Source organism: Phycisphaeraceae bacterium, from assembly GCA_019454185.1.
Taxonomy (GTDB): domain Bacteria; phylum Planctomycetota; class Phycisphaerae; order Phycisphaerales; family UBA1924; genus JAHBWV01.
In genome coordinates, this window is record CP075368.1 from 3,068,206 (window position 1) to 3,091,180 (window position 22,975).

Annotated in this window: 17 protein-coding genes; 7 read left to right on the forward strand and 10 right to left on the reverse strand. The window is 64.7% G+C overall.

Going from position 1 to position 22,975, the window contains the following annotated elements; genetic code table 11:
- Positions 1 to 33 precede the first annotated feature (33 nt).
- Positions 34 to 2,106, reverse strand: a complete 2,073-nt coding sequence (locus KF838_12985; protein ID QYK47694.1) for a cation-translocating P-type ATPase — start codon at positions 2,104 to 2,106, stop codon at positions 34 to 36.
- A 138-nt stretch (positions 2,107 to 2,244) separates the two neighbouring features.
- Here KF838_12985 and KF838_12990 point away from each other — a divergent pair, with 138 nt between their 5' ends.
- A complete protein-coding gene (locus KF838_12990; GenBank protein QYK47695.1) occupies positions 2,245 to 3,159 on the forward strand; it encodes an MBL fold metallo-hydrolase in 915 nt (304 codons plus the stop codon).
- Between the two features lie 209 nt (positions 3,160 to 3,368).
- Complete coding sequence (dnaA, locus tag KF838_12995) at positions 3,369 to 4,832, forward strand: chromosomal replication initiator protein DnaA (protein ID QYK47696.1); 1,464 nt, start codon at positions 3,369 to 3,371, stop codon at positions 4,830 to 4,832.
- A gap of 461 nt (positions 4,833 to 5,293) precedes the next feature.
- On the opposite strand, the gene mutM is transcribed toward dnaA, so the two are convergent.
- The 3 genes from mutM to KF838_13010 form a co-directional block, all read right to left on the reverse strand.
- Positions 5,294 to 6,139, reverse strand: a complete 846-nt coding sequence (gene mutM, locus KF838_13000; GenBank protein QYK47697.1) for a bifunctional DNA-formamidopyrimidine glycosylase/DNA-(apurinic or apyrimidinic site) lyase — start codon at positions 6,137 to 6,139, stop codon at positions 5,294 to 5,296.
- A 195-nt stretch (positions 6,140 to 6,334) separates the two neighbouring features.
- Positions 6,335 to 7,006 carry a tRNA adenosine(34) deaminase TadA gene (gene tadA, locus KF838_13005; protein ID QYK47698.1) on the reverse strand — a complete coding sequence of 224 codons (672 nt, stop codon included), beginning with the start codon at positions 7,004 to 7,006 and terminating at the stop codon, positions 6,335 to 6,337.
- A gap of 40 nt (positions 7,007 to 7,046) precedes the next feature.
- Positions 7,047 to 8,051: a twin-arginine translocase subunit TatC gene (locus KF838_13010; GenBank protein QYK47699.1), complete on the reverse strand. Its 1,005-nt coding sequence runs from the start codon at positions 8,049 to 8,051 to the stop codon at positions 7,047 to 7,049.
- Between the two features lie 188 nt (positions 8,052 to 8,239).
- Here KF838_13010 and KF838_13015 point away from each other — a divergent pair, with 188 nt between their 5' ends.
- The 3 genes from KF838_13015 (at position 8,240) to KF838_13025 (ending at position 11,082) form a co-directional block, all read left to right on the forward strand.
- Positions 8,240 to 8,971, forward strand: a complete 732-nt coding sequence (locus tag KF838_13015) for a sigma-70 family RNA polymerase sigma factor (protein ID QYK47700.1) — start codon at positions 8,240 to 8,242, stop codon at positions 8,969 to 8,971.
- Complete coding sequence (locus tag KF838_13020; GenBank protein QYK47701.1) at positions 8,968 to 9,603, forward strand: hypothetical protein; 636 nt, start codon at positions 8,968 to 8,970, stop codon at positions 9,601 to 9,603. The genes KF838_13015 and KF838_13020 overlap by 4 nt, the downstream gene beginning before the upstream one ends.
- Positions 9,604 to 9,756: 153 nt before the next feature.
- Positions 9,757 to 11,082 (forward strand): PDZ domain-containing protein, encoded by a 1,326-nt coding sequence (locus KF838_13025; GenBank protein ID QYK47702.1) that lies wholly within the window; start codon positions 9,757 to 9,759, stop codon positions 11,080 to 11,082.
- 430 nt (positions 11,083 to 11,512) lie between these two features.
- Here the strand turns inward: KF838_13025 and KF838_13030 are convergent, their stop codons facing one another.
- The 3 genes from KF838_13030 to KF838_13040 are packed head-to-tail and all read right to left on the reverse strand — an operon-like array spanning position 11,513 to position 16,965.
- The gene (locus KF838_13030; protein ID QYK47703.1) at positions 11,513 to 15,541 is read right to left on the reverse strand and encodes a protein kinase; all 4,029 of its coding nucleotides are present in this window, start codon (positions 15,539 to 15,541) and stop codon (positions 11,513 to 11,515) included.
- 1 nt (position 15,542) lies between these two features.
- On the reverse strand, positions 15,543 to 16,130 hold the full coding sequence (locus KF838_13035; GenBank protein QYK47704.1) for a sigma-70 family RNA polymerase sigma factor: 588 nt from the start codon (positions 16,128 to 16,130) through the stop codon (positions 15,543 to 15,545).
- Positions 16,131 to 16,182: 52 nt separating this feature from the next.
- Entirely contained in the window at positions 16,183 to 16,965 is a 783-nt protein-coding gene (locus tag KF838_13040; GenBank protein ID QYK47705.1) for a TVP38/TMEM64 family protein, read from the reverse strand.
- Between the two features lie 240 nt (positions 16,966 to 17,205).
- On the opposite strand from KF838_13040, the gene KF838_13045 reads away from it, so the two are divergent.
- Together KF838_13045 and KF838_13050 are read left to right on the forward strand one after the other, a co-directional pair.
- Complete coding sequence (locus KF838_13045) at positions 17,206 to 19,020, forward strand: hypothetical protein (GenBank protein QYK47706.1); 1,815 nt, start codon at positions 17,206 to 17,208, stop codon at positions 19,018 to 19,020.
- 594 nt (positions 19,021 to 19,614) lie between these two features.
- Positions 19,615 to 20,193: a hypothetical protein gene (locus tag KF838_13050; GenBank protein QYK47707.1), complete on the forward strand. Its 579-nt coding sequence runs from the start codon at positions 19,615 to 19,617 to the stop codon at positions 20,191 to 20,193.
- Positions 20,194 to 20,301: 108 nt separating this feature from the next.
- Here the strand turns inward: KF838_13050 and KF838_13055 are convergent, their stop codons facing one another.
- The 3 genes from KF838_13055 to KF838_13065 all read right to left on the reverse strand — a co-directional run bounded on the left by KF838_13055 (position 20,302) and on the right by KF838_13065 (position 22,954).
- On the reverse strand, positions 20,302 to 20,673 hold the full coding sequence (locus KF838_13055) for a DUF3465 domain-containing protein (protein QYK47708.1): 372 nt from the start codon (positions 20,671 to 20,673) through the stop codon (positions 20,302 to 20,304).
- 4 nt (positions 20,674 to 20,677) lie between these two features.
- Complete coding sequence (locus KF838_13060) at positions 20,678 to 21,760, reverse strand: MoxR family ATPase (GenBank protein QYK47709.1); 1,083 nt, start codon at positions 21,758 to 21,760, stop codon at positions 20,678 to 20,680.
- A 153-nt stretch (positions 21,761 to 21,913) separates the two neighbouring features.
- Positions 21,914 to 22,954 carry a hypothetical protein gene (locus tag KF838_13065; GenBank protein ID QYK47710.1) on the reverse strand — a complete coding sequence of 347 codons (1,041 nt, stop codon included), beginning with the start codon at positions 22,952 to 22,954 and terminating at the stop codon, positions 21,914 to 21,916.
- Between the last annotated feature and the right edge of the window lie 21 nt (positions 22,955 to 22,975).

Consider the following 22,975-nt stretch of genomic DNA (forward strand, 5'->3'; position numbering starts at 1 on the left):
AAGCGACCCGAAACTCCTCTTCTCTGTCCCCATTCAGGCGGCGGCCGTCGTGCTCGAATACTCCGTCTCCGCCCGCGGCTCAGAAGCCCTGCCCGCCCTGAAAGCCGGACCGATCAACAGGCGCAGCGAGTTCGCCACAACCAGCAGCGTCCCCCCCTCGTGCGCCAAGACGCCGATCCCGAGCGGCACACGCCGACCGATCGCCGACCCCACCAGCGTCGCCACACCCATCGCCACAATCACCAAGAGCGCAAACACCAGATTCACCGCAACCGTCCGGCGCGCCCGACGCGCCAACTCGATCGCCCACCCCACAGCCGAGAGATCGTCGTTCAACAGCACGATGTCCGCCGTCTCAAGCGCCGCGTCCGACCCGATCGATCCGATCGCCACGGAGACATCCGCCGCCGCGAGCGCGGGCGCGTCATTCACCCCATCCCCGATCACCGCCACACCCCCGCGCCGGCCCGCTCGCCGGCCCGCTCGCTCATTCCCCTCACGCGCCAGCCGTTCCTTGATCTCGTGCACAAGCCGGAGCTTGTCCGCGGGCATCAGCTCCGCCTCAAACTCATCCAGCCCCAGCTCCTTCGCCACGAACGAGGCGGTCGTGCGATTGTCGCCGGTCAGCATCTTCACGGGGCGCACGCCCATCTCGTGCAGATGCGCGACCAGCCGCTTGGCACCCGGCCGAACCGCGTCGCGCAGCACGAGCACCGCCGCGCCGCCGGCATGCTCCGGAGCCGCTGTCCGCTCCACACCCTCCGCGCCCTCGCCCGCGACAACGATGCCGATGCGCCCGTGGCTGCGGATCCGCTCCAGCGTCTCGCGGGTGTTGGCCCGCAGACAGACGGGGATGATCTCCTCCGTGTGCGGATAACTGCCGAGGCGCACACGCACGCCGCCCACCATGCCCGCCATGCCGCGCCCGGCCTCGTGCGTCACCGATTCGAGCGTCGCGCTCGCAACGCCCCGCGCCGCCGCGCCGTCGCGAACCGCGGCCGCGATCGGGTGCGTGCTCTCCTGCTCCAGCGCGCTCGCCACCGCGAGCAGCGCGTCCGGATCCGACCAGCCGACCGGCATCACCGCCTCAAGCCGGGGGCGACCCACCGTCAGCGTCCCCGTCTTGTCGAAGCAGACCGCCCGCACCCGCGCCAACCTCTCGATCGTCTGCCCCCCCTTGAAGAGCACGCCGCTCGACGCGCCCCGCGCAATCGCCGCGAGCGTTGCCGTCGGCGTCGCGATCACGAGCGCACACGGCGAGCACACGATCAGGAACGTGATCGCCGTGTACGACGCGTCGCGCCAGTCGCGCCCGAGCACGAGCATCCACACCACCGCCACCACAACCGACACGACCGTCACACCCACCGCGTACGGCTCGCTGATCCTGTCGATCGCACGCTGCACCGGCTCGCGCTGCTCCCGCGCTGTCAGCACAAGGTCGAGCACCTTCTGCACGCTCGACTCCGACGCACGACGCACCACCTCGCACTCGATCGGGTTCTCGACGTTGATCGTCCCCGCGTAGATCGTCTCCCCGACACCGACCTCACGCGGCACACTCTCCCCCGTCAGCGTCGCCTGGTCCATGCTCGTCGAGCCGAGCACGACCCGCGCATCGGCGGGCACCCGCTCACCCGGTCGCACCTTCACCCGCTCGCCGATCTCCAGCGTCTCCGGCTCCGCCTCCAACCACTCGCCCCCGCGCCACACAATCGCCTGGGTCGGCATCAACGCCGAGAGGGCCCGCACCTCGCGCTCGGTGCGCTGCATCGCCAGCTCCTCGAGCGCGCCGGCAAGCACAAACAGAAAGAGCAGCAGCGCGCCCTCGTCCGGATGCCCGACGATCGCCGCGAACACCGCGCCGAGCACCATCAGCACATCGATGTTGAACGCGCCCGAACGCAGCGCGTCAAACGCCGCACGCCCGCCATACACCAGCCCGATCCCCAGCGACGCCCACACAGGAGCCGACGCCCACACCCCGTCCGACACCGCGCCCAGGACCCACCCGATCGCCAGCAGCACGCCCGCAAGAATCGCCCCGCGCAGCTCGCCCCGAGGCGAGAACACACCAGACGCCGAACTCTCTGATCCCTTGTTCAAGCACCGTGATGATGCGCCGTCACGACCCCGCAGTCGAATGAGAATCTGTCTCAAGCGTCTGAAGGGTGCCGGCGCGTCCTACCATCGATCGACAACAGTCCAGGCCGGGCCAAACGCCCTGCCGATGGAGGTTCATCGATGCTCCCCAAGCCGCCTCCTCGTGAGGGCTCACTCGGTTTCCTGTACGTTCCACCCTTCCGCATCCAGGGCGTCTCCGTCGCCGGCGAGACCACGTCCGTCGCGATCCCCGAGCTCGACATCGTCTTCGATCTCGGCGAGTGCCCCCGCGCGATGCTCCCCGCCAAATACGCCGCGATCTCCCACGGCCACATGGACCACGTCGGCGGGCTCGCCTACTTCTGCTCCCAGCGCCGCTTCCAGGGCATGGGCGATGCCACCATCGTCTGCGATGCCCGCATCGAGACGGCCATCCGCCAGATGATGGCCGGCTTCGTCGAGCTCGAACGGCAGGAGACCTCCTACAAGATCGTCCCGCTCGACCACAACAAGCAGATCGAGATCAAGAACAACATCTTCCTGCGCGGGTTCCACACCGAGCACAACTGCCCCTCCATGGGCTACGCCGTCGTCGAGCGACGCAGCAAACTCAAGACCGAGTTCATCGACCTCCCGCAGGAGAAACTCCGCGAGCTCAAGGACCGAGGCGTCGAGATCACCCGAACCCTCGAGATCCCCCTCGTCGCCTACCTCGGCGACACCGCGCCCGGCCCGCACCTCGTCCGCGAGGACGTCCGCAAGGCCCAGATCGTCATCTGCGAGTGCACCTTCTTCGAGCCCGACCATCGCGAACGCGCCAAGGTCGGCATGCACATGCACGTCACCGATGTCGCCGAGTGGCTCCGCGTCCTCGAATCGCAGGCCCTCGTCCTCATCCATATCTCCCGGCGCACAAACCTCCAGTTCGCTCGCAAGCGCCTCGTCGAGGCCGTCGGTGCCGACCGCGCCTCCAAGGTGCTCTTCCTGATGGACCACAAAAACAACAGAGAGCGCTACGAGGAACAGGCCAAGGTCGCCGAACACGCCGGGCGCTGAACGATCGCGGATTTCGTGCCCCCGCAAGCGTCTGATCCTGCGAGGGTTGCCGATCCGCGCCGCGAGACTGCACCGATTGGTGTTGACTCAAGGCCCCGTTCCGATTACGTTTCGCGTTGCGGGGTCGCGCGGTGCGCCCCGTCTGTCTGACGGGTTGCTTGGCGCGATTGCCGACGTGTGCGGGGCGCGCAGGAAGGGTGGATTCTCCGTTGGCCGACCCCGATCGCAAGATCTGGGAGGGAATGCTCTCGCATCTGCGAGCGCACAACCCCGCCATCTGCCGCCAGTGGTTCGAGGAACTCGAGCCGCTGGGCGTCTCCGGCGGCGTCATGGCCGTCCGAACCCTCACCGCCGTTCACCGCGACTACCTCAGAAGCCAGTGCCTCGACCACTTCAACGACGCGATCCGCAGCGTCTCCGGCCAACTCCTCGCCGTCCGCTTCCTCGGACCGGACGAGGCCGTCGCCCCCCCGGCCCGCAACCCGCGCGCCGCCGGCTCCATCCTCGAACCCAAGCCGCAGCACCACCACGAGCCCGCTGTCTCATCAACTTCCGACGGCTCGCCGAGCACCCTGGCCGGCAACGGACAATCCGGCGCAGTAGGCGGCGTCTCCTTCGGCTCGCGCGAGGCCTCGCCCCGCCAGCACGAATCGCTCGTCATCAACCCCGACTACACCTTCGATAACTTCGTCATCGGCCCCGGCAACCGCCTCGCGCACGCCGCCGCCGTCGCCGTCGCCGACATGCCCGGGCGCGCGTACAACCCGATCTTCATCCACGGGGGCGTCGGCCTGGGCAAGAGCCACCTTCTCCAGGCCATCTGCCTCCGCATCGCCGAAGAACGCCCCGCCGCCGCGATGTACTACACATCCTGCGAGGGCTTCATGACCCAGTTCATCGAGGCCGTCCAGCAGGGACAGATGAACGACTTCCGCCACCGCTTCCGCGATGTCGATGTCCTCGTCGTCGACGACATCCACTTCCTCGCCAAGCGCGACCGCACACAGGAAGAATTCTTCCACACCTTCAACGCCCTCTACCAGGCGCACAAGCAGATCATCCTCTCCTCCGACGCGCCCCCCGAAGAGATCCCCGACCTCGAAGACCGTCTCGTCTCGCGCTTCAAGTGGGGACTCGTCACCAAGGTCGAACCACCCGATTACGAAACACGCGTCGAGATCGTCAAGGCAAAGGCCCGCATCCGCGGCTTCGAGATCCCAAACGAAGTCGCCGGCTACATCGCCGAACGCATCAAGGCCAACATCCGCGAACTCGAAGGCGCGGTCATCAAGCTCCAGATCCAGGCAAAGGTCGAGGGCCGACCCATCGACCTCTCCCTCGCCTCCGCGGCACTCGGAGACATCGTCGCCGCCGCAATCCCCTCCATCCAGGCGATCGTCACCACCGTCACCACCTTCTACGGCGTCCGTCTCGCCGATCTCCAATCCAAGCGACGCCAGCAGTCCGTCGTCCTCCCACGCCAGATCTGCATGTACCTCGCACGCAAACTCACCCGCCACTCCCTCGAAGAGATCGGCGGCTTCTTCGGCGGACGCGACCACACCACCGTCATGCACGCCCTCAAGGCCATCGTGACCCGGCGCGAACAGGACGACAAACTCGACGCCGCCATCCGCTCCATGGAAGAACGCCTCACCAACGGCCACTACTAAACCGGCTCTCCACCCTGTGCTCACACGATCGGCCTTTGTCCCCGCCCGGATCAAGGCGTGCCTCACCTTCGTTTCCTTCCTCCTACCTGGCGATTGTGACTGTGGAACGATGGTGCAGAACCGGGCGCTTCACGACACGAATGCCCGCCGGGTCTGAACGATCCGCTCACACGCCGGTCGGGTGCCCCGCCGCAGATACAACGCCCCGTCCGCGATTGCACGACAAATGACAGGATGTCCTCTCCCCTTGTTGATCCGTAAACCACTTCCGATCAACACCTTGTGACATCCGATCGGCCGACACTCCACAAAGCGCCAGCCCCTGCTATCACCATCATCATGTCTATCTCAATGATGAAGGAAGAAGAGGCCCCGGCGTTCGGCACGCCCCCGCGAACCACCCGCCCGCTTCTCCACAATGTGGGTATCGCTGTGGATAGTCCTCCCCATCGCCTCGCAATTCACCTCTGGCACTTCGCACACCACACCGTCGTCCGCTGCGCAACAACCCCACCTTTGAGGGTCGCCCCACACCCGACACACGGCTCGCCCATCCGGCCATACACAGCGTGCCCCAGCTGGGCACGGCCTCGTTCCCCGGTTCCCCCGACATAATCCCGCAGCGTCGATCCTCCCGCCTCCAGCGCGGCACGCATCACCCCACCGATCGCCGCTGCGAGCGCGTCCCACTCCTCACGCCGCACCCGCCGCGCACCACGCGTCGGCCGGATCCCTGCCCGGAAGAGCGCCTCATCCGCGTAGATGTTCCCGACCCCCGCGATCACCGATTGATCCAGCAACACGCCCTTCACCGCTCGCGCCGATGCGCCGCCACGCTCGCCCAGCCCCTCCCCGGTCGCCGCCAGCGCATCCGGACCCAATTCGCTCCACCGAGCCCCGAGCGCATCAAGCGAGAGCGGCCACAACCCGCCGAATCGCCTCGGATCACGGAACACCAGAACGCCCGCGGGCTTGCTCTTCAGGGCCGCGCCCCTCTCCATCGTCCACAGCGCGTGCACATGCGTTGTGGATTGAAGATCGGGGCGAGCCGCGTGATGCACCAGTTGACCCGTCATCCCCAGGTGTACAACCAGCGCGCGACGCACACCCGCTCCGGAGCCGATCAGCGCGATCTGCTTCCCGTGCCTGCGTATCGCCTCGATCGTCGTGCCCTCAAGCAGCGCGGCCGCCGAACCATCACCCTCGACGATGTCCGCTCGCCGCAACTCGACGCGCGCCACATCCCGCCCCACGAGCAAGGGCTCGAGCGTCCGCTTCACGGTCTCCACTTCCGGCAACTCAGGCATGGCGGAGCATCCGACAATCGTGCATCACAGTGCCCTCATGGCCCAGTTCCTCTCCGCATTCAGATCTGTCTTCTTCGCGATCTTCGCGTTCAATGTCTTCTTCTTCTCGTGCTTCGCATGAAGCCCACATCTCTTCTCCGTGGCCCTCCCTGTTCTCTGTGGTGAATGCCTTTCTCTTCTGTTTCGCTCAAGCGCTCACAACCTCGGCACAGAACTATCCGGCTTCTTCGGACGATCCGGTCTCCGCAGCGACGCGAAGAAACTCTTGAGCAGCGCGGCACACTCCTCCGCCAGCACGCCTTCCACCGGCACCACCCGATGGTTCAGGCGCGCATCGTTCGTCAACGCCATCAGCGACCCGCACGCACCCGCCTTCGGATCCGCCGCGCCGTACACCAGCCGCCCCACACGCGCGTTCACGATCACCCCCGCGCACATCGGGCACGGCTCCAGCGTCACCACCACCGTGCAATCCGTCAGGCGCCAATCGTGCTTCGCGGCACACGCCCCGCGCATCGCGAGCAACTCCGCGTGCGCTGTCGGGTCCTTGTCGATCTCACGCCGATTGAACGCCTCACCCAGCACCCGCCCCGTCGCCGTCTCATACACCACCGCGCCGACCGGTACCTCGCCCACGTCGGCCGCCGCACGCGCCAGCTCCAACGCCCGACGCATCATCGCAACATCGGTCTCGGTTGCGAGCGAAGCATCCGGCCCCGCCCCACCGCGCGCCGCATCCGCTCCCGCGCCATCTCCCCCGGGCGCATCGACCGGATCGAGAATCGTCTGCGGACGAGCGATTGGCGCGTCCGCGAGAGATCCGTAACCCAACCCAAAGACCCTCAGGATGTCCCGTCCCAGTCCCATGCGCGGCTCCTGTTACTCTCCCCTGCCGCGTGCGCAAACCTCAATCCTCTCCCTGCTCCTCCATCAACTCGGATTCTGACTTGAACAGTTTCTTCGCAGGGAGAATCTTCAACAGCACAAGCCCGAGCTCATACAACAGGTAGATCGGAATCGACAGCAGCGGCTGCGACACCGGGTCCGGAGGCGTCAACACCGCCCCGATCACGAACGCACCCAGAATCGCGTGCTTCCGATACTTCGCGATCACCTTCGGATCGATCGCGCCCGCCCACCCGAGCAGCAACACCACCACAGGCGTCTGGAACGCGAGCGCAAACCCGATGCCCATCACCGTCAGCCACTTGAAGTAGTCCGTCAGCCGCGGCTGGATCACAATCCCCGTGTCTCGCGTCAGCGCCATCCCATAAATCTCCGGGGGCTTCCCCTCGGGCGCGACGTTCACACGCAGCTGTCTCAGCGGCTCGTTGATCCACATCGTCCCGGAGCCCGGATGCGCCGGGTCACCCCCCAGCACCGGAGCAGAAGGAAGCACGATCCCTTGCGCATCCACAACCTCGCTCCCACGTTCCGAGATGTGCGTCCCGAAGCGCATGAAGAACGCCAGGATCACCGGAAGCAGCACGAAATACATGAAGCACGCGCTCGCCGCCGTCAGCACGCTGCTCAGCGGCAACAGAATGTGGATGAACCGCCGCTCATGCCTGTACAGCCCCGGCGCGATAAAGAGCCACGCCTGATACAGAAGCCACGGGCTGCCCATCAACACCGTCGCCAGCAGCGACACCTTGATGTACTGCGCAAACGACTCCGCCGGCGATGTCGAAAGAAACGTCTCCGGCAGACCCTGCTCACGGAGCGAACTCCGCGCCGGCAGCATCAGAATCTCCATCAACTTGCGACCCAGCAACAACGCCAGAATCAGAATCGGGATCAACCCCAGCAACGCCACGATCAGCCGCGAACGCAACTCCTCCAGATGATCGCCAAACGACATGGCATCACCCGACGGCTTGTTCGTGCTCAGCATGGAAACTCGCTGGGGCATGGCGTTTGTTTGGGAAACCTCGCCCGCACCCCTTTCTACCCGGCGCGGCACAATCCGACCGAACGGTATCTGGCTCCCGATCGTTGTACCAATCACACGCAACCGGAACCCCGAACACCGGAATTCCTCTGACGGGAACCCCCACGGGTGCGCATCCTCGTTCTGAGTCATTGCGGGAGTACAAGCACGTGCGACTTGTCGGGCTCGAAGACCGAGCGGCTACCGGAAGCAGCGCGGGTGCTGCGCTCGTTCTCGCCGCGATCAGGGGCGAGCGCGACGCCCAGCGCCAGGTCTGGGAAGACCACCGCCGCTGGGTCGCCGCCGTTCTCATGGCCCACAAGCCCAGACAAGCCGACCTCGAAGACCTTCTGCAGGATGTCGCCATGCAGTTCGTGCGCCGTGTCAACGAGATCCGAGACCCCGCCGCGCTCAAGCCCTGGCTCCGCACGGTCGCCGTGAACGCCGCCCACGCGTCCGGGCGCACACTCAAACGCCGTCGCCGCGACGAGACCGAGCACCGCCCCGCCTCCGCCTCCGGAGCCCTCGGGCTCACCACCGGAGCCGGCGCACCCGCCGATGCCAAGCCCGACCTCATGACCGGACGACGCGAAGAGGCCCGACGCCTCATGGAACTCTCAGAGCGACTCCCCGACGGATACCGCGAGCCACTCCTCCTCAGATGCCTCCAGGGCATGAGCTACCGCATGATCGGCGAACTCATGGGGCTTCCGGAGACCACCATCGAGACCCGCATCGCCCGAGGCAGGCGCATGCTCCGCGAACTCGCGGAGAAAGCCCCCTCAGAAACACACCCGCCAAGCCACACCATCGAACGCAAGCCCGAAGGCGCAACGCAGGACCCGCACGCGCCACAACCACACGCAGGGACGCCGCACGAAAACGCGGAGCCAACACCATGACCGGCACCGATCGTGACATCCTGATCTCACGCGTCATCGACGGCGAGGCCTCGCCCGAGGACTGGTCCGCGCTCAAGGCCCTCGCCGAGCGAGACCCCTCCATCTGGCGCGATCTCGCCGGCCTCCAGCAAGACCACGCCGAGCTCTCCGGAGCCATGACAGAGGTCGTCGCCCTCGCCGACGATGTCGACGCTCCCGTCCACGCCGCGGGCGGCATCTCCGACCGCGCCCGCTCGCTCCGTATGTGGGGGGGCTGGGCCGCCGCCGCCGCGCTCGCCCTCGCCTGGATCGTCCGCCCGCCGAACCACGCCGAAAGCCCGAACTCGATCGTTCCGGTCAATCACGCCGCGCTCTCCCCCTTCGGCCTCTCCGCCTCCTCACAACCCGACGACTACTTCGACGCCTATCTCCGCGCCGGCCAACAGGATGGCCGCGTCCTCGGCGAGGTCGGCGAGCCCCTTCTTGTCCAGACTATCCCGCAGGAAGGGGGCGGCTACGAGGTCCGATACGTCCGACAGATCATGGAGCGACGCATCGTCCCGCAGGTCTACGGCATCGGACTCGGCTACGACGAGCGAGGCGAGGCCCGCCCCATCCTCATCCCCGTCACCACCGCACCGGGTCGAATGTAATCACAACACTCACCCGCCCCGACGCGACGGAAACCCGTCCCACGCGCATCACTGTGTGAGAGTCCCGATCGGCCCATTGCACCGATCCGAAAGACGAAGAGTCTCGTGGCCGCGCACCAGACCCGCACACGCCGCGAGCAACGGAGCACACCCATGAAACACCTCAGCAGAAACACTTCAATCCTCCCCGCACTCTCCGCCCTCCTCCTCGCGGTCGGGACCGCATCATCCGCCGGCGCACAGGTCACCTGGACCACCCAACCCCCGTCGCCCCCCACGCCGCCCCCCGCGCAGACCGCTTCCGGCGGGTCAACCACGCGCACCATCGTCAGCACGAACGATGACCGCACCATCGTCATGAGCGGCACCACCGCCTCGGGCGATCGCTACGAGATCAAACTCAAGAACGACACCCTCGACGCAAAGCTCAATGGCAAGCGCGTCCCCGACGATCGCATCCGCCTCTCCGAGTCCCGCGTCGAACTGCTCGACGAGCAGGGCGGCGTCATCGTCTCGATGGACACAAACCCCGCCATGCCCGTCATCCCCGCAGTGCGAGCCGTCCCTCCAATCCCGCCGATCGCGGGTGGCGGCCAGTGGACCGCAACACCGAGCACCACGTTCTCCATCGCCCAGGGCGAGGCCCAGCCCCCCAAGGTCATGGTCGGCATCAACATGTCAGATGTCGGAGCCACCCTCCGCGAGCACTTCGGCCTCAGCGAAGACGCCGGCTTCGTCGTCGATGGCGTGATCGAGAATCTCCCCGCATCCAACGCGGGCATCCAGGCACGCGACATCGTCATCGCCATCGACGGACAGAACGTCACCAACACCACCCTCCGTCAGGTCCTCAACACCAAAGAGCCCGGACAGAAGGTCAAGGTCCGCATCCTCCGCAAGGGAAGCGAGAAGAACCTCGACATGGTGCTCGAGGGCTACGACGCCTCCAAACTCGGCATCGGGCCGATCACCGCCGCCGGCACGGCCAGTCTCAGCCCAACCATCATCCGCGAGTTCCCCACGGTCGATTTCTACCGCCGCTCCGGCAACTCAGAAGAGGCCCAGCGCGCCCTCGAACTCGCCGAACGCTCGATGGAGCAGGCCATGTCCCAGCTCCGAGGCCAGCAAGGCGCAGAGAGCATGCGCGAAGCATCCGAGCGCATGCGTCAGGCCCTCGAAGAACTCCGCCGCTCACAGAGCACACTCCGTGAAGGAGCCGCGGGACAAGGAGGACTCGACCGTCTCTTCGTCGTCCCCTCGGCGCCCACACCCCCCGCCACGCCCTCCGAGCCGGGTGCGGCACAGGGCCGCTCCTCTCAGCGCAGTTTCCAGGTCCTCCGCGACCCCAGAGCCGCATCACCCGCGGATGCCGATCGCATGGGCCAACTCGAATCACAGATCAACGAACTCAACTCCCGCCTCGACAAACTCGACGACCGCCTCGGCAAACTCCTCGATCGCCTCGAACGCGGCAACTGATCCGCACCGGGGTATCAACCCCGGGCAACCGACCGAAACCCCCTCCCAACCACTCCGGTAGGAATCTCGGTCCGAACGCGAAAACCATCCGCCTCCGCAATGCGCGGGCATGTGCAACGTCGCACGTGCCCGCGTTCTTGTTCGAGATGACCCCTGCCTTTGCTCTCTCTTCGGTGGCACCGCTCTCCAGAGCGGTGTCTCCTCTGTGACACAGTCACTCTCTAGAAGTAAGCACCTCTCCCGGGCGGTGCCTTTGTCGTTCGCGTGCGGCGTGCATCAGGACTCGGCTGCACACACCTACTCGCGATCGTCTTCCCCCTCGCGCCCGATGAGTTCCTCGGCTTCCTTGAGCAGGGCCCGTGCGTCAGGGTTCTCCGACCACGGGCGGCCGGAATCGTCGAGAGCGGAAGGGTCGGCCATAATGATGGAATCACTTTGAAGCCCCGTGGCGATTCTGATAGGGCAGAGTGTCGAACACGTGGAACGTCGAGTCAAACGCGTATCGGGCGATGAGGCGTGTGCCGTCTGGGCTGAGATCCAACACGGCGAACCCGCTCTCATTTCCCATGTCCGGCCTCAGCACCATGACTTCACGCCCGGTTTCAGACTCCCACACACGGATGGTGTTGTCGAGCGAGGATGTGAAGATCCTCGAGCCGTCCGGGCTGAAGATCGCATGGTTGATGGGCCACGCGTGCCACTTCAGCTCGATCAGAAGCTCGCCGGTGATGGTGTCATGAATCGCGCAGCCACCATCCACGCGAAGTGCAAGGCGCTGGCGATCATGGTCAAATGATCCAATGCCGCAGAAGAACCAGAGAGAGTGCAGCCAGGACGAGGGATCGCGAAGGCGCTCGGTACCCGTGAACAAGACTTTCTGCGCGCCGCTCGCCAGATCCCAGAGGCGGATCGAGAGGTCCTCGGACTTTGTCACCAATCGTTTGCCGGACGGATCGAAAGCCATCTGGGAGACTACGTCTGTGTGGCCGCTCAAGATGCCGATCTGCGTGGCGGACGCGATGTCGAACAGTCGGATGGTGTGGTCTTCCCAGGCAATGGCGGCAACTACGCCGTCCGGGCTGAGGACGCCGATGGGGTATCCATCGCCGCGAGCCTCCAGAAGGATGTTGCCATCCGTCGCGTCGTACACTCGGGCAAGTCCGTTGCCGAAGAGAGCAAGCAATCTCGATCCTTGGTAGTCGCACTCGAGCCAGACGGGGTCCCCAATGGGCAGGTGTCCGTGGCGGGTGCCAGCGGCCCGGGTTCGGATCGCGGGATTGTCGATATTCACCGGAAGAACGATTTCCCGAATGGGCGCGCCGTCCGCAGCGTTCCACACGCGCACCGAGGGCCCGCGGCGTGTGATCACGCGCCGCCCATCACCTGAGAAGAAAGCATCATTGAGAGCATATGTTGACTCTGTATTCGATGGGGCCGGAACATCGATGGTCACATCAACAGTGCCGGTCGCGACATCGATCAACATGACACTCGCGTTGCCATCCCAGTCGGTCGCGAGCACGTGCGTGCTGTTCGTGAGCTTGCGGCGTGCGGTCGACTCGTTGTCATAGATACGGTACTCGGGCGTTGCGATCTTGGTCACGTGAAATGCTGTTGCGCTCCAGAGCCGTGCCATGCCGTCTGAGCCGCGGCTCAGGATCGACGTGCCATCCGGGCTGAGCGCAACGCTCATCCACCCCTCCTGGTGGCCGGGAAGCTTCGCTAGCCGCTTCCCCGTCGCGACATCCCACACGCAGACGAACGGGCCCGAAGCGGCCGCGATCCGCGATGCATCCTCTGAGAACTCCCCCTCGTACACGCCGTGTGCCTCGTCGGTCAGACGCGAAACGAGCGTCCCGGTGGCCACCTCGTAGATCCGCCCCTCGCAGTTGTATGGTCTGGCGTAGATATATCGCCCGTCGGAGGAGAGGGTGTCTCCGCTCGTCCCGGTGTCCGCCTCGAATGTGCGGATGTGCGTCATGGTGTGCCTGTCCCACACGCGATACCCGAACGAGTGCGTGGTTACCAGCGCATCCCCCGCCGCGAGAGCGCGATCCAACCTCGGCAGCTCCTCGATGGAATGCAACAGCCGGCCGCTCTCCGCGTCCCAGACATCAACACGAGAGACCCGCTCAGAGACGGCATCCGTGCCCCATGTGATGAACTGCTTTCCATCCTCGCTGAACCCCGCCCCTCTGCTGTGCGGCCCGTATCGCCCGTGCAGATCGAGCGCGGCAACCCGAGCACCACTGTTCGCGTCGAAGATCACCGCCGACGCATGCACCCACCTTCCGCACGGCGACACCGTTCCACGCCCCGGGAGCACGAACCGCTTGCGGAGCGTCTCGGCATCCCACACCTCGTTGAACTCCTCGGACGAACCGGTTCCCGAACTCCTTCGCGAGCCATTGACCGCGATGACCGAGCTCATCTGCGATGCGGTGAAGTCGTACACCTTGTCCGCACCATCGCCGGCGCACAAGAGTTCGCCGGTCTTGGCGTCGAACGTGGCGATGATGGATTCACCGGCGCAGGCGACGACTCGCGTGCCTCCCGAGACGAACCCGGCCCGCGTCCAGGAAACATCGCTTCGCCCCGGGACGCGCAGCGTCAGCAGACTTACGTCTGACGATGCGTTGAGGAAATCCCATTCCCAGTTCCGGAGCTTCTCCGCGCACGCGTCGAGATAACGACGCCTGCTGTATGGGTCAGAAAGGGCGGCGAAGATGTTGGCGGTGTAGGCGGACCATTCGGCGGCGTCGGTCTGTCGGCGGAGCTGTTCTTGCGCATCGATCACTTTCCGGGCGGTATCGAGTGTGAGCGCGGACAGGCCGCTGAGATCTCGTCCCACGTGCTTTGCGACGTCATCGGGATCCCAGGGGCCATGTCCATCCTCGGTCGCTGAGCGCTCACCTATAGCGTGGTTGATCCCTCGCACAAAGGCGAGATCGGTGTTGCTCTCATTGCCGTTCAGCAATGCGAGCAACGCCCTACCGGACCGGGCCGCAAAGTCACGCTGGGTCTCGGCTTTGAGACGCTCAATATTGGCCGCGGCGGCGTGTCTCCCCGCAACAAACGCTTGGTGTGTGGCTTCAGCTTCCGCAACAGACGCCCGCCACATTCCAATGGTCGTCCCCGCAATTCCGACGAGCAGTGCGGCAGCGACGGCTGTTCCCGCAATGACGGGGCCCTTGTTGCGGCGCACAAACTTCCTGAGTCGGTACGCCGCGGAAGGAGGGGCGGCGGTGACGGCCTCGCCCTTCAAGTGGCACAGCACGTCGGCGGCGAGGGCGCTCGGCGTCTCGTACCGCCGCGCCCGGTCCTTGTCGAGAGACTTCATCACGATCCAATCGAGTTCGCCGCGCAAGTCGGAAGGGACGGAGGGACACCCCCCCACAGGCGCCGGAGGAACAGAGGGGGAGGATGCAGAGCCGCTAGATTTCAGCCGCTGCGTCACACGCACACTCGGCGTCGGCGGCTCCTCCTCCTTGATGATCCTGCGCATCTCGTCCCACGCCGCCGAACGCAGACGCTTCCCATCGAACGGCGTCACGCCCGCCAGCAACTCATACAACAGCACGCCCAGCGCGTACACATCCGTCCGCGTGTCAATGTCCGGCGACCCCTGCGCCTGCTCGGGGCTCATGTACTCCGGCGTGCCGATCAACTGGCGGTGCTCGGTGAAGAGCGTCTTATCAGTCAGCCCGCCCGAGCCCCCCGTCGCCTTCGCAATGCCGAAGTCGATCACCCGCGCGAACGGCATCCCATCCGACATCGTCACCAGCACGTTCCCCGGCTTGATGTCGCGGTGGATGATGCCCTTGGTGTGGGCGTGCTGGACGGCGGAGCAGACCTGGGCGAAGAGCTCGAGCCGGGCGCGTAGATCGAGGTTGTTGTTTGCCGCGAACTGTGTGATCGCATCGCCGACGACGTACTCCATGACGAAGTAGGGGCGGCCGCCGCCGTGCTCGGTGATGGGTGTTGCGCCGGCATCCAGCACACGCGCGATGTGCGGGTGGTCCATGAGCGCAAGGGCCTGACGCTCGGCCTCGAATCGCGCGATCACCTGCTTGGTGTCCATGCCGAGCTTGATGATCTTGAGGGCAACCCGCCGGCGCACCGGCTCCGTCTGCTCGGCCAGGAACACCGTCCCGAATCCCCCCTCGCCGATCACCTGCAGCAGCTTGTAAGGGCCCACACGCATACCCGGCGTCTCCGCGATCGCGGCATTCCGCACCGTCGTCGCCGCCGTCGGGCTTGTCATGAACCGTCCCTGCCGTGCCGCGTCGTGCGACGCCAGCAACCCCTCGACCTCCTCCCGAAGGGCCGCATCCGCCCGATCACCCGTCACACACAGCCGACCGAGCGCAGCAGCACGCTCGGTCGGCGCCAGGTCCGCAACCTCATCAAAGATCGAACGAACGCGATCCCGGTTCGGCTTGTTGTCATGCTCGTTCATGTCATGCGCCTCCGTCGCCCTCACTCAACAAACGATGGAGCCGCGCCCGGGCGAACGTCCACTGGCGGGCCGCAGAACGCGGGGAAATCCCCATCGTTTCCGCGGCATGCTCCACGCTGAGGCCCGCGAAAAACCGCAGCTTGACGATCGCCGCAGACTCCGGGTCCTCAACCTCCAAGCGTGCGAGAGCGCGATCGACTGCCAGGATCTGTTCAGGATCCGACGACGCGAGCGACGCCACATCCGGAATCTCGTTCGCTCGATGTTCGCCCGATCCCACAGGACGCCCCCCGCGGGCCTGCTTCGCGCGGGCATGGTCGATGAGAATCCGCCGCATCGCCTCCGCAGCCGCGGCATAGAAGTGCGCCCGATTCTGCCACGGGATCTCGCGCGGCCCCGCCAATCTCATATACGCCTCATGCACCAGCGCCGTCGGCTGGAGCGTGTGCGCCGGCGACTCTCCCGCCAACGCGACCGCCGCCGCAGCACGCAACTGCGCATACACCAGTGGCAGCAACTGGTTGATGCGGTCGTCGGGCGACAACGTGTCGTTGAGCAGGATGGTTAGTGGCGGCGTGTTGTCAGACATGGACGCAGGATAACTGGAAGCAGGCCAAGCGCGAGCACACACTCCCGGGGCCTCACTCGGCAGTCGGCCGCGTCTGCCCCGTGACCCGCTCCAGCGCCTTCTTCGCGACGTGGCCTATCACGATGATGACGACAAGCGTCACACCGATACCCGCAAAGATCATCCACTTCGGACGCGTCTCCGCGGCTGTCGCCACATCCTGGATCTGCGAAGCGATATAGACAGCAACCCCCGTGCGCGGAGCCATGCCGATCAACGTCCCCAGCAGGTACGGAAAGCGCGGCACCTTCGCCGCCGCCATCACAAGGTTGGTCAGCGCAAATGGTGAATTCGGCGGCAGTCGTAGCAACGCCACGATGCCGAGCGTCTTGAAGAAGCCCGAACCGATCAACGCCTCACGCACCGCCCGCCACTTGGGATGCTCATCGATGATCACCTTTACCTTGTCGCCGGTCGCGCCCCACGCAACCCCGTAGCCGATCAACGCCCCGCCGAAAAAGCCCGCGAGCGCGGCTGGAAAGCCCGCCGCGAAGCCGAACGCCCACCCGCCCAGCACGGCCTGCGCATACGTGGGAAGCAACGCAAGCCCCGCAAGCACCGCGAAGCACGCCGCGTACAAAAACACGCCGGCTACGCCGTGCGACTGAAGCCACGGACCGACAATCGTGAGCGTGCCCAGAAGCGCAAAGCCCCCCAGCGGCGGCAACACCGAGGCAACGATCGCCAGCGGGCCCGCGGCTCCGGAACGCTTGAACAGCGAACTGATGGTTTCCTTGACGGGCGCGTCGGGTGGAGGCGAGGGCGCGGCGTGTGATGTCTCGGGGGCGTCGCTCATGTCAGATGCAGCGTAGCACAATGCCGGTGCGTAATTCGGCCTGAACGCATCCCACATCACTCTCGGCATACCACCTCCACCGCAACACTCTGCGCCACATGGTGTTAAGTGCTGTGTCCGAGTGGGCCCGGCGGCTTCTCCACCATCATTTTGGAGCAGTTGCAGAGCGAAAGACACCCGAGTACAGTGATGTTAGGTTTCTCAGTGATATTGCTGACATATTCTGGTGAGGATGCACAAATGAAGAGTCGCACGTGTGCTCACGTGGCGGGATTTTTAGCACGCTTGGTCGCGGTTTGCGCAGGCACCGCTGCAGTGTGCGTCGCCGCCTCGTGCGCGAGAGTGACGGTGCGGAAGGTGCCGACGCCGACGCAGTATGAGAAGTGGGACGACACGAAGCAGGCGAAGGCAGACGCGATGGAGGGGCTGAGGTTTTATCTGCCGCGTCCGTTCGTGAATGTCTTCGAGAGTTTCCCGATCGGGACGGACATCTACATCGCGCACGGGATGGTGTCGGCAGATGGAGAGTACGTGTACATCCAAAGTGTGATGCCTCTGTCGACTCGGGTCGATGTGACGCGCCCTGGCTCGGCGGCGGAGGCGGTGAACTTTCCGCCGGTGCCGCGGGGGAACATCTTCAGGCCCAGCACGGCGACAGGCGGCGCGTCATCTCCTTCGGGTGGTGTTCAACCCCAGTCAGCATCTGGCGGTGCGACGGAAGATCTCGCATCGCAGGTTGAGGACCGAATCAAGAAGCTCGAGGAGCTGCTCGCCGCGTCCGAGTCGCGCGCAAGAAGCGCGGATGCGTCCCTGAAGAATGCGGAGAAGACGCTTGCGGAAGTGAGAGATGCCGCTGCGGGCGCGGGTAAGGGTGCAAAAGCGGATGAGCCCGGCGACGGGGGGCGCGGTGCCTCGAGAGATGGCGCAGAAACTGGCAGAAGCTCGCGGACGATCACGAACAGCAACGGCGCGTTCGCTTACACGCCGCTGCGTGGCAATATGGACATCGTGTACCTGCCCGACTTTGACGAGCAGTATGTCGTATCGAGCCAGGCAAACCTGGGCAACGCGTCATTCCAGATGAATATGGGCCAGGGGTGGAGTCTGCAAGGGTTCAACTCGATCTCGGACAACAGCGAGCTGAACAAGCGAATCTTTGCGTTGATCGACAAGGCCGCGGAACTGGCATCGACAGCGGCTGACGCGGGAATTGCCGCACTCTTCCCGCCCGCAGGGGTTGCGGCGGTCGCATCGGGCTGGATCAAGCCGCAAAGCCAACAGGTGGTCGAGTTGCCGAAGGGAACGCCCGTATCGCTCAAGATCGTTGTGGTTCATTACGCCGCAAAGGGTCTTTATCCGGTGATCAAGCCGCGCGAGTTGCGAGCGTCGCCTCAGAGCCAGTTGTTTGTCGACCTGTACGCCAATCGGGACGCGGCTGGGCGCGTGCTCTCGTTCAATGCTGAGGCGGTCGATCGGGCGATTGATCACTATGACCAGTTGCAGAGGCGCTTCACAGTGCCGGTGTATCCGTACCAGTACATCAGTTTCAACACATTCCGGTATGTCGCGATTGAAGCGTTGACACCTGCCGGTTCAGACTATGGAGATCTCTACGACAAGACTGGTACGGCGGGCGATCCCGGTGAACGGCAGGCGGCAGACCTCGCCGACCTGATCCGCGAGATGTTGAAGCAGAACAGCGGGCCTCTTCCCGTGACAGAGGCTCCGACGAAAACCGCGCAGGTCTCGGAGTTCCTGAACATACCACTCAACCTTGGCGCCTTGACCAAGGCACTGAACGACGCCAATGAGTCCTCCACCGCGCCGTTGGTTATCAAGAGGATCGTGCCAGAGTTCCCCGGCACGTCGCCGCCGAAGCTTGTTGTCGATGTCCTGACAGACAAGCCGATCGATACAGGGAAGACTGATGCGGTCAGGACTGCGCTGGTCAAGCAGATGCGAACGCTCATTGCAAGCGACGGTCGGTCGAACGTCAGCGCGATCGTGCCAGAGGGGATGACGATCGAGATGAATTTCAATTCAGCGGGATCCTGAACCGTGGCAACCAAGTCCGCGTCCTCAAAGGCACAGCAACTCCAGACACGGGCCGAGCGAAGCCGAGACACCGTTCTCCTGGAAGCGGTGGAGACGTGGATTGCGCTCGATCGAGAATCACAGCGTCGCCTCACGGCGGAGATAGTTCAGAGCCGTGCCGACGAGATCCGTCGCGCCTACTCGGCAGTCGTCGGTGTTGGATTTGGCTACCGCACACGGGGGAGGTGGACCACGAAGGGTGGGGACCGGCGCGTTGTGACAAACGAGCCGTGCGTCGTTTTCATGATCACGAGGAAGTGGCGGCAAAAACCCAAGTCTCGGGCTGCGCTCGCGCGGCAGATCCCCGATCATCTGCTCGCGTTCTGTGACGCGGGGGCTGGTACCACACGGACACGCAGGCTCTGTGCTGTTCCGGTTGACGTGATCGAGCGCACGGACCACGCCGCCTCGCCCCAGAATGGGGTCAGGGCAGGGCGATCGACCTGCAAGGATCCCGCTGGAGTGCGTCCCGATTGCGGAGGGTCCTTTGCGGCGCTTGTTGTGCCGAGAAGTGGTGGGCCAACATACGCGGTCACTTGTCATCATTTTGCTGCGATGTCCAATGGCTACCTCGGAATACCAGTTCAGGCCGCGACCTTCAGTCTCGTGGATGATCCTGGTGCCGGCACCTTTGGTGAGCTTTCGGCACACATTGGAAGGATCGTGCCGCCTGGCGCGGCATCGCTGGATGTTGCTCTGGTTGAGGTCCGACCCGATATGCTTGATGTTGCCCGGCGTGCAGTCGGACCGCATAGGCCGATGAACGTCCTCCCGGCAACGGATCTACCGCCTGAGGAGGTCTTGATCGTTGCCTCGAGGAACGAAGCGCCGATTCGTGCGAGATTTGTGATCGCGCACAAGGACTTCAACGGTATCGATTACTTTCCCCGTGGCCATCTCCAGCCCAGACACGATGTGGTCTGGGAGTTTCTGGGACTCGATAGCGGCCAAACAGTTGGCGGTGACAGCGGCTGTGCCGTCATCAACGGCCGCGGCGACACGCTGCTTGCCATGCATGTGGCGGGTGGCAAGGGCACATCGCGGACCGGAGGCCGTTCATTCGCGATACCGATTCGATTCGCGATTTACGGTCCGAACATCGGACTCCAAGATTTCCTCGATCCGATCGCTTGAAGCCTGGTCGTAGCAGTTCGATCGAGTTCATTCGCGGCGATACCGCTCTAGATGTTGGGATCCGGGTGCGTTGTGTCGAGGACGGTGCCGTCTTCGTTCCGATCGCGATCAGCGGTACCGCCTCAGCCTCCGCCTGATCCACCCGCCATCGTGCCAGCCGGCGGGGTCGTGGTGGGTCCAGTGGAGCGTGCCGCCGAGTTCGGTCCACGTATATTCGCCCTTGAAGCGAATCCTGCGCCCGACCTTCAGCGGAACGCGCCTCGCCAGGTCGATGTTGTGCGCAACAAGCACGGTAAAGGGGCGACTGAAGATGCCGCCCTTGATCCGGATGAGGAACCGCTGGTGGCGGCTGCCGACGCTGTCGTCCGCGAGAATCCTGACCACGCGCCCGCTGCCGACAACCCACGCCTCGCCCGCGCGACGCCTGAAGGCGACGCGGATCGGGATGCAGGTGTTGATGCGCTGCGCGGTACCGGTCACGCCCTCACCGCATCACGGCGTTCATCTGCTTCTTCTGCTCCGCTGTCGCCCCCTCGACGGGGATCTTCTCCAGCAAGCCCTCGATCACCTTGTCGGCAGTGACCTGATCGGCCTCCGCGTTGAAGTTGAGAAGGATGCGATGGCGAAGCACCGGCTTCGCAGCGGCCCGAACATGCTCCGGCGTCACGTGCAGCGAGCCCGAAAGAATCGCCCGCGCCTTGGCCGCCAGGATCAAATACTCGCTCGCCCGCGGACCCGCGCCCCACCCCACATACTCCTTGACGACCGCCGGCCGATCGATCCCGCCATCCATCGGCTCGTTCACGCGCGTGGCGCGCACCAGACGAAGGGCGTAGCGAATGACGTGGTCCGCGACCGGTGTCTGGCGGACGAGGTCCTGGGCACGCTTGATCTCCGCGCTGCTGACGACGGCGTTGACCTTCACATCGGCCTTCGTCACGCTCCGCCGCACGATCTCCAGTTCCTCCTCCTCGCGCGGATACTCGATCTGGATCATGAACATGAACCGATCCAACTGCGCCTCGGGCAACGGATAGGTGCCCTCCTGCTCGATCGGGTTCTGCGTCGCGAGAACAAAGAACGGCTGAGGCAGCGGGTGCTGCACGCCGCCCACCGTCACCTGGTGCTCCTGCATCGCCTCCAGCAAAGCCGCTTGCGTCTTCGGCGGCGTCCGGTTGATCTCGTCCGCAAGTATCACGTTCGCAAAGATCGGACCCTTCACAAACCGCAACTCGCGCGAGCCCGTCGCCTTGTCCTCCTCGATCACCTCCGTACCCGTGATGTCGCTCGGCATCAGGTCCGGCGTGAACTGCACGCGGCTGAACTGCAGACTCAGCGTCTTGGCGATCGTCGAGATCAACAGCGTTTTGGCCAGACCCGGCACACCCACCACTACGGCGTGCCCGCGGCAGAAGATCGCCGTCAGCGTCTGCTCGACAACCTCGTCCTGTCCCACAATGACCTTGTGGATCTCCGCTCGCACACGGTCATACACCGAGCGAAGCTCGGCAACCGCCGCGTTGGCATCGATCGCCGGGGCTCCAGATCCGACAGGTTGCTCCGACATGCCTCAAGCCCTCCGTGGGGATACGCGTCCTCTTCATGCCCTTGTGACCGCGATGCACATGGTACCGGGGTGCCGCGACGGGGATTCGGTCGGGCAAAGAGAAGCCGCAAAGACCGAAGAGCAACCGAAAAGAGCGGAAATAAACTCGTGCCATCATGTACGCAGGGCCGCCTGGAGATAGAAGCAGACATCGCCATCAAAGGTCTTGACCGTTCGCGCGATCAGATCACCACAGAGATCTCGTCTCGACGCTCCAGCAAACACCCGCAGCAATCCCTCCATCAACGCGAGGGTGTCGGGAGTCGGGCGTGACACGCGACCGGTTCTCGTGATACCCATCGGCAACGGGAACGCGTCGTCGCCGGCAAGGGGAAGCTGCTCCTCTTCCCAAAGCCAGAGGTCCGAAAGCGGCGCGTCATCACGGTACTCAAACCCGACGCTCCAGTGCGTCATGTTCATGGACTCGAAGTATGCGCGTGGATCTTCTGATTCCATCATCCGTCTCACCCGGTCCGGACTGTCGAGAAACGCCAGACCAAACTCCTGACCACCGCCCCCCATGATGGAAACATGCCGCATCTCCTTCGCTTTCGGCCGCGGCTCGATGGACCATATTGTCTCCCCCTCGCAACAAGTCCACGGCTTCGCCCTCCAGAATGCCCTGGCCGCTTCGGCGAATGCGCGCACCCGTTCGACCGTCATCCCCTTGCGGCGCATGATGCCGGCCATCGCGTGTATCGGTGGTGCCTCGCCTAATTCCTCCTGTGTAATCTGTTGGATCAGGCCCGCCATGAAGTCGCGAGACAGACCATACTCGTCTGTGCACTCAACCTCGATTCCCAGCGAAGCGAGTGCGCTGGCAACATACTCCTGCGCTGTCTCCGGCATCGGTCCGATCACCACGCGACCGGGCAGGTAGCCCAAAGGAAGCACATCTGCCCGGTGAGGATCTGATGCAAACCGCGCGATCGCCTCCAGCGGCGCGCCCATCTCGAACGCGTCGACCCGTTGCATCTCAGAGATCATCGCCCCGCCGCAACTGCTCACGCACGCGCACGCCGCAATCTGGTACATGTCGCCGGGCTTGTCCCCGTCTCTCACAAGTCTCGGCAGAGGCATCGCCGCGACTTCCCAGACCTCATCGCTCCGTCGGATCGGAATCCGGCGCAATCTTTCAATGGCGATGTCGAACATCTCTTGGCTCCGATGCGGTGA

Bases quoted from the DNA above. Each gene is read 5' to 3' on its own strand.
- KF838_12990 (QYK47695.1), top strand. From the start codon at position 2,245: ATGCTCCCCAAGCCGCCTCCTCGTGAGGGCTCACTCGGTTTCCTGTAC.
- mutM (QYK47697.1), bottom strand. From the start codon at position 6,139: ATGCCTGAGTTGCCGGAAGTGGAGACCGTGAAGCGGACGCTCGAGCCC.
- tadA (QYK47698.1), bottom strand. From the start codon at position 7,006: ATGGGACTGGGACGGGACATCCTGAGGGTCTTTGGGTTGGGTTACGGA.
- KF838_13010 (QYK47699.1), bottom strand. From the start codon at position 8,051: ATGCCCCAGCGAGTTTCCATGCTGAGCACGAACAAGCCGTCGGGTGAT.
- KF838_13020 (QYK47701.1), top strand. From the start codon at position 8,968: ATGACCGGCACCGATCGTGACATCCTGATCTCACGCGTCATCGACGGC.
- KF838_13025 (QYK47702.1), top strand. From the start codon at position 9,757: ATGAAACACCTCAGCAGAAACACTTCAATCCTCCCCGCACTCTCCGCC.
- KF838_13030 (QYK47703.1), bottom strand. From the start codon at position 15,541: ATGAACGAGCATGACAACAAGCCGAACCGGGATCGCGTTCGTTCGATC.
- KF838_13035 (QYK47704.1), bottom strand. From the start codon at position 16,130: ATGTCTGACAACACGCCGCCACTAACCATCCTGCTCAACGACACGTTG.
- KF838_13040 (QYK47705.1), bottom strand. From the start codon at position 16,965: ATGAGCGACGCCCCCGAGACATCACACGCCGCGCCCTCGCCTCCACCC.
- KF838_13045 (QYK47706.1), top strand. From the start codon at position 17,206: ATGAAGAGTCGCACGTGTGCTCACGTGGCGGGATTTTTAGCACGCTTG.
- KF838_13050 (QYK47707.1), top strand. From the start codon at position 19,615: ATGTCCAATGGCTACCTCGGAATACCAGTTCAGGCCGCGACCTTCAGT.
- KF838_13060 (QYK47709.1), bottom strand. From the start codon at position 21,760: ATGTCGGAGCAACCTGTCGGATCTGGAGCCCCGGCGATCGATGCCAAC.
- KF838_13065 (QYK47710.1), bottom strand. From the start codon at position 22,954: ATGTTCGACATCGCCATTGAAAGATTGCGCCGGATTCCGATCCGACGG.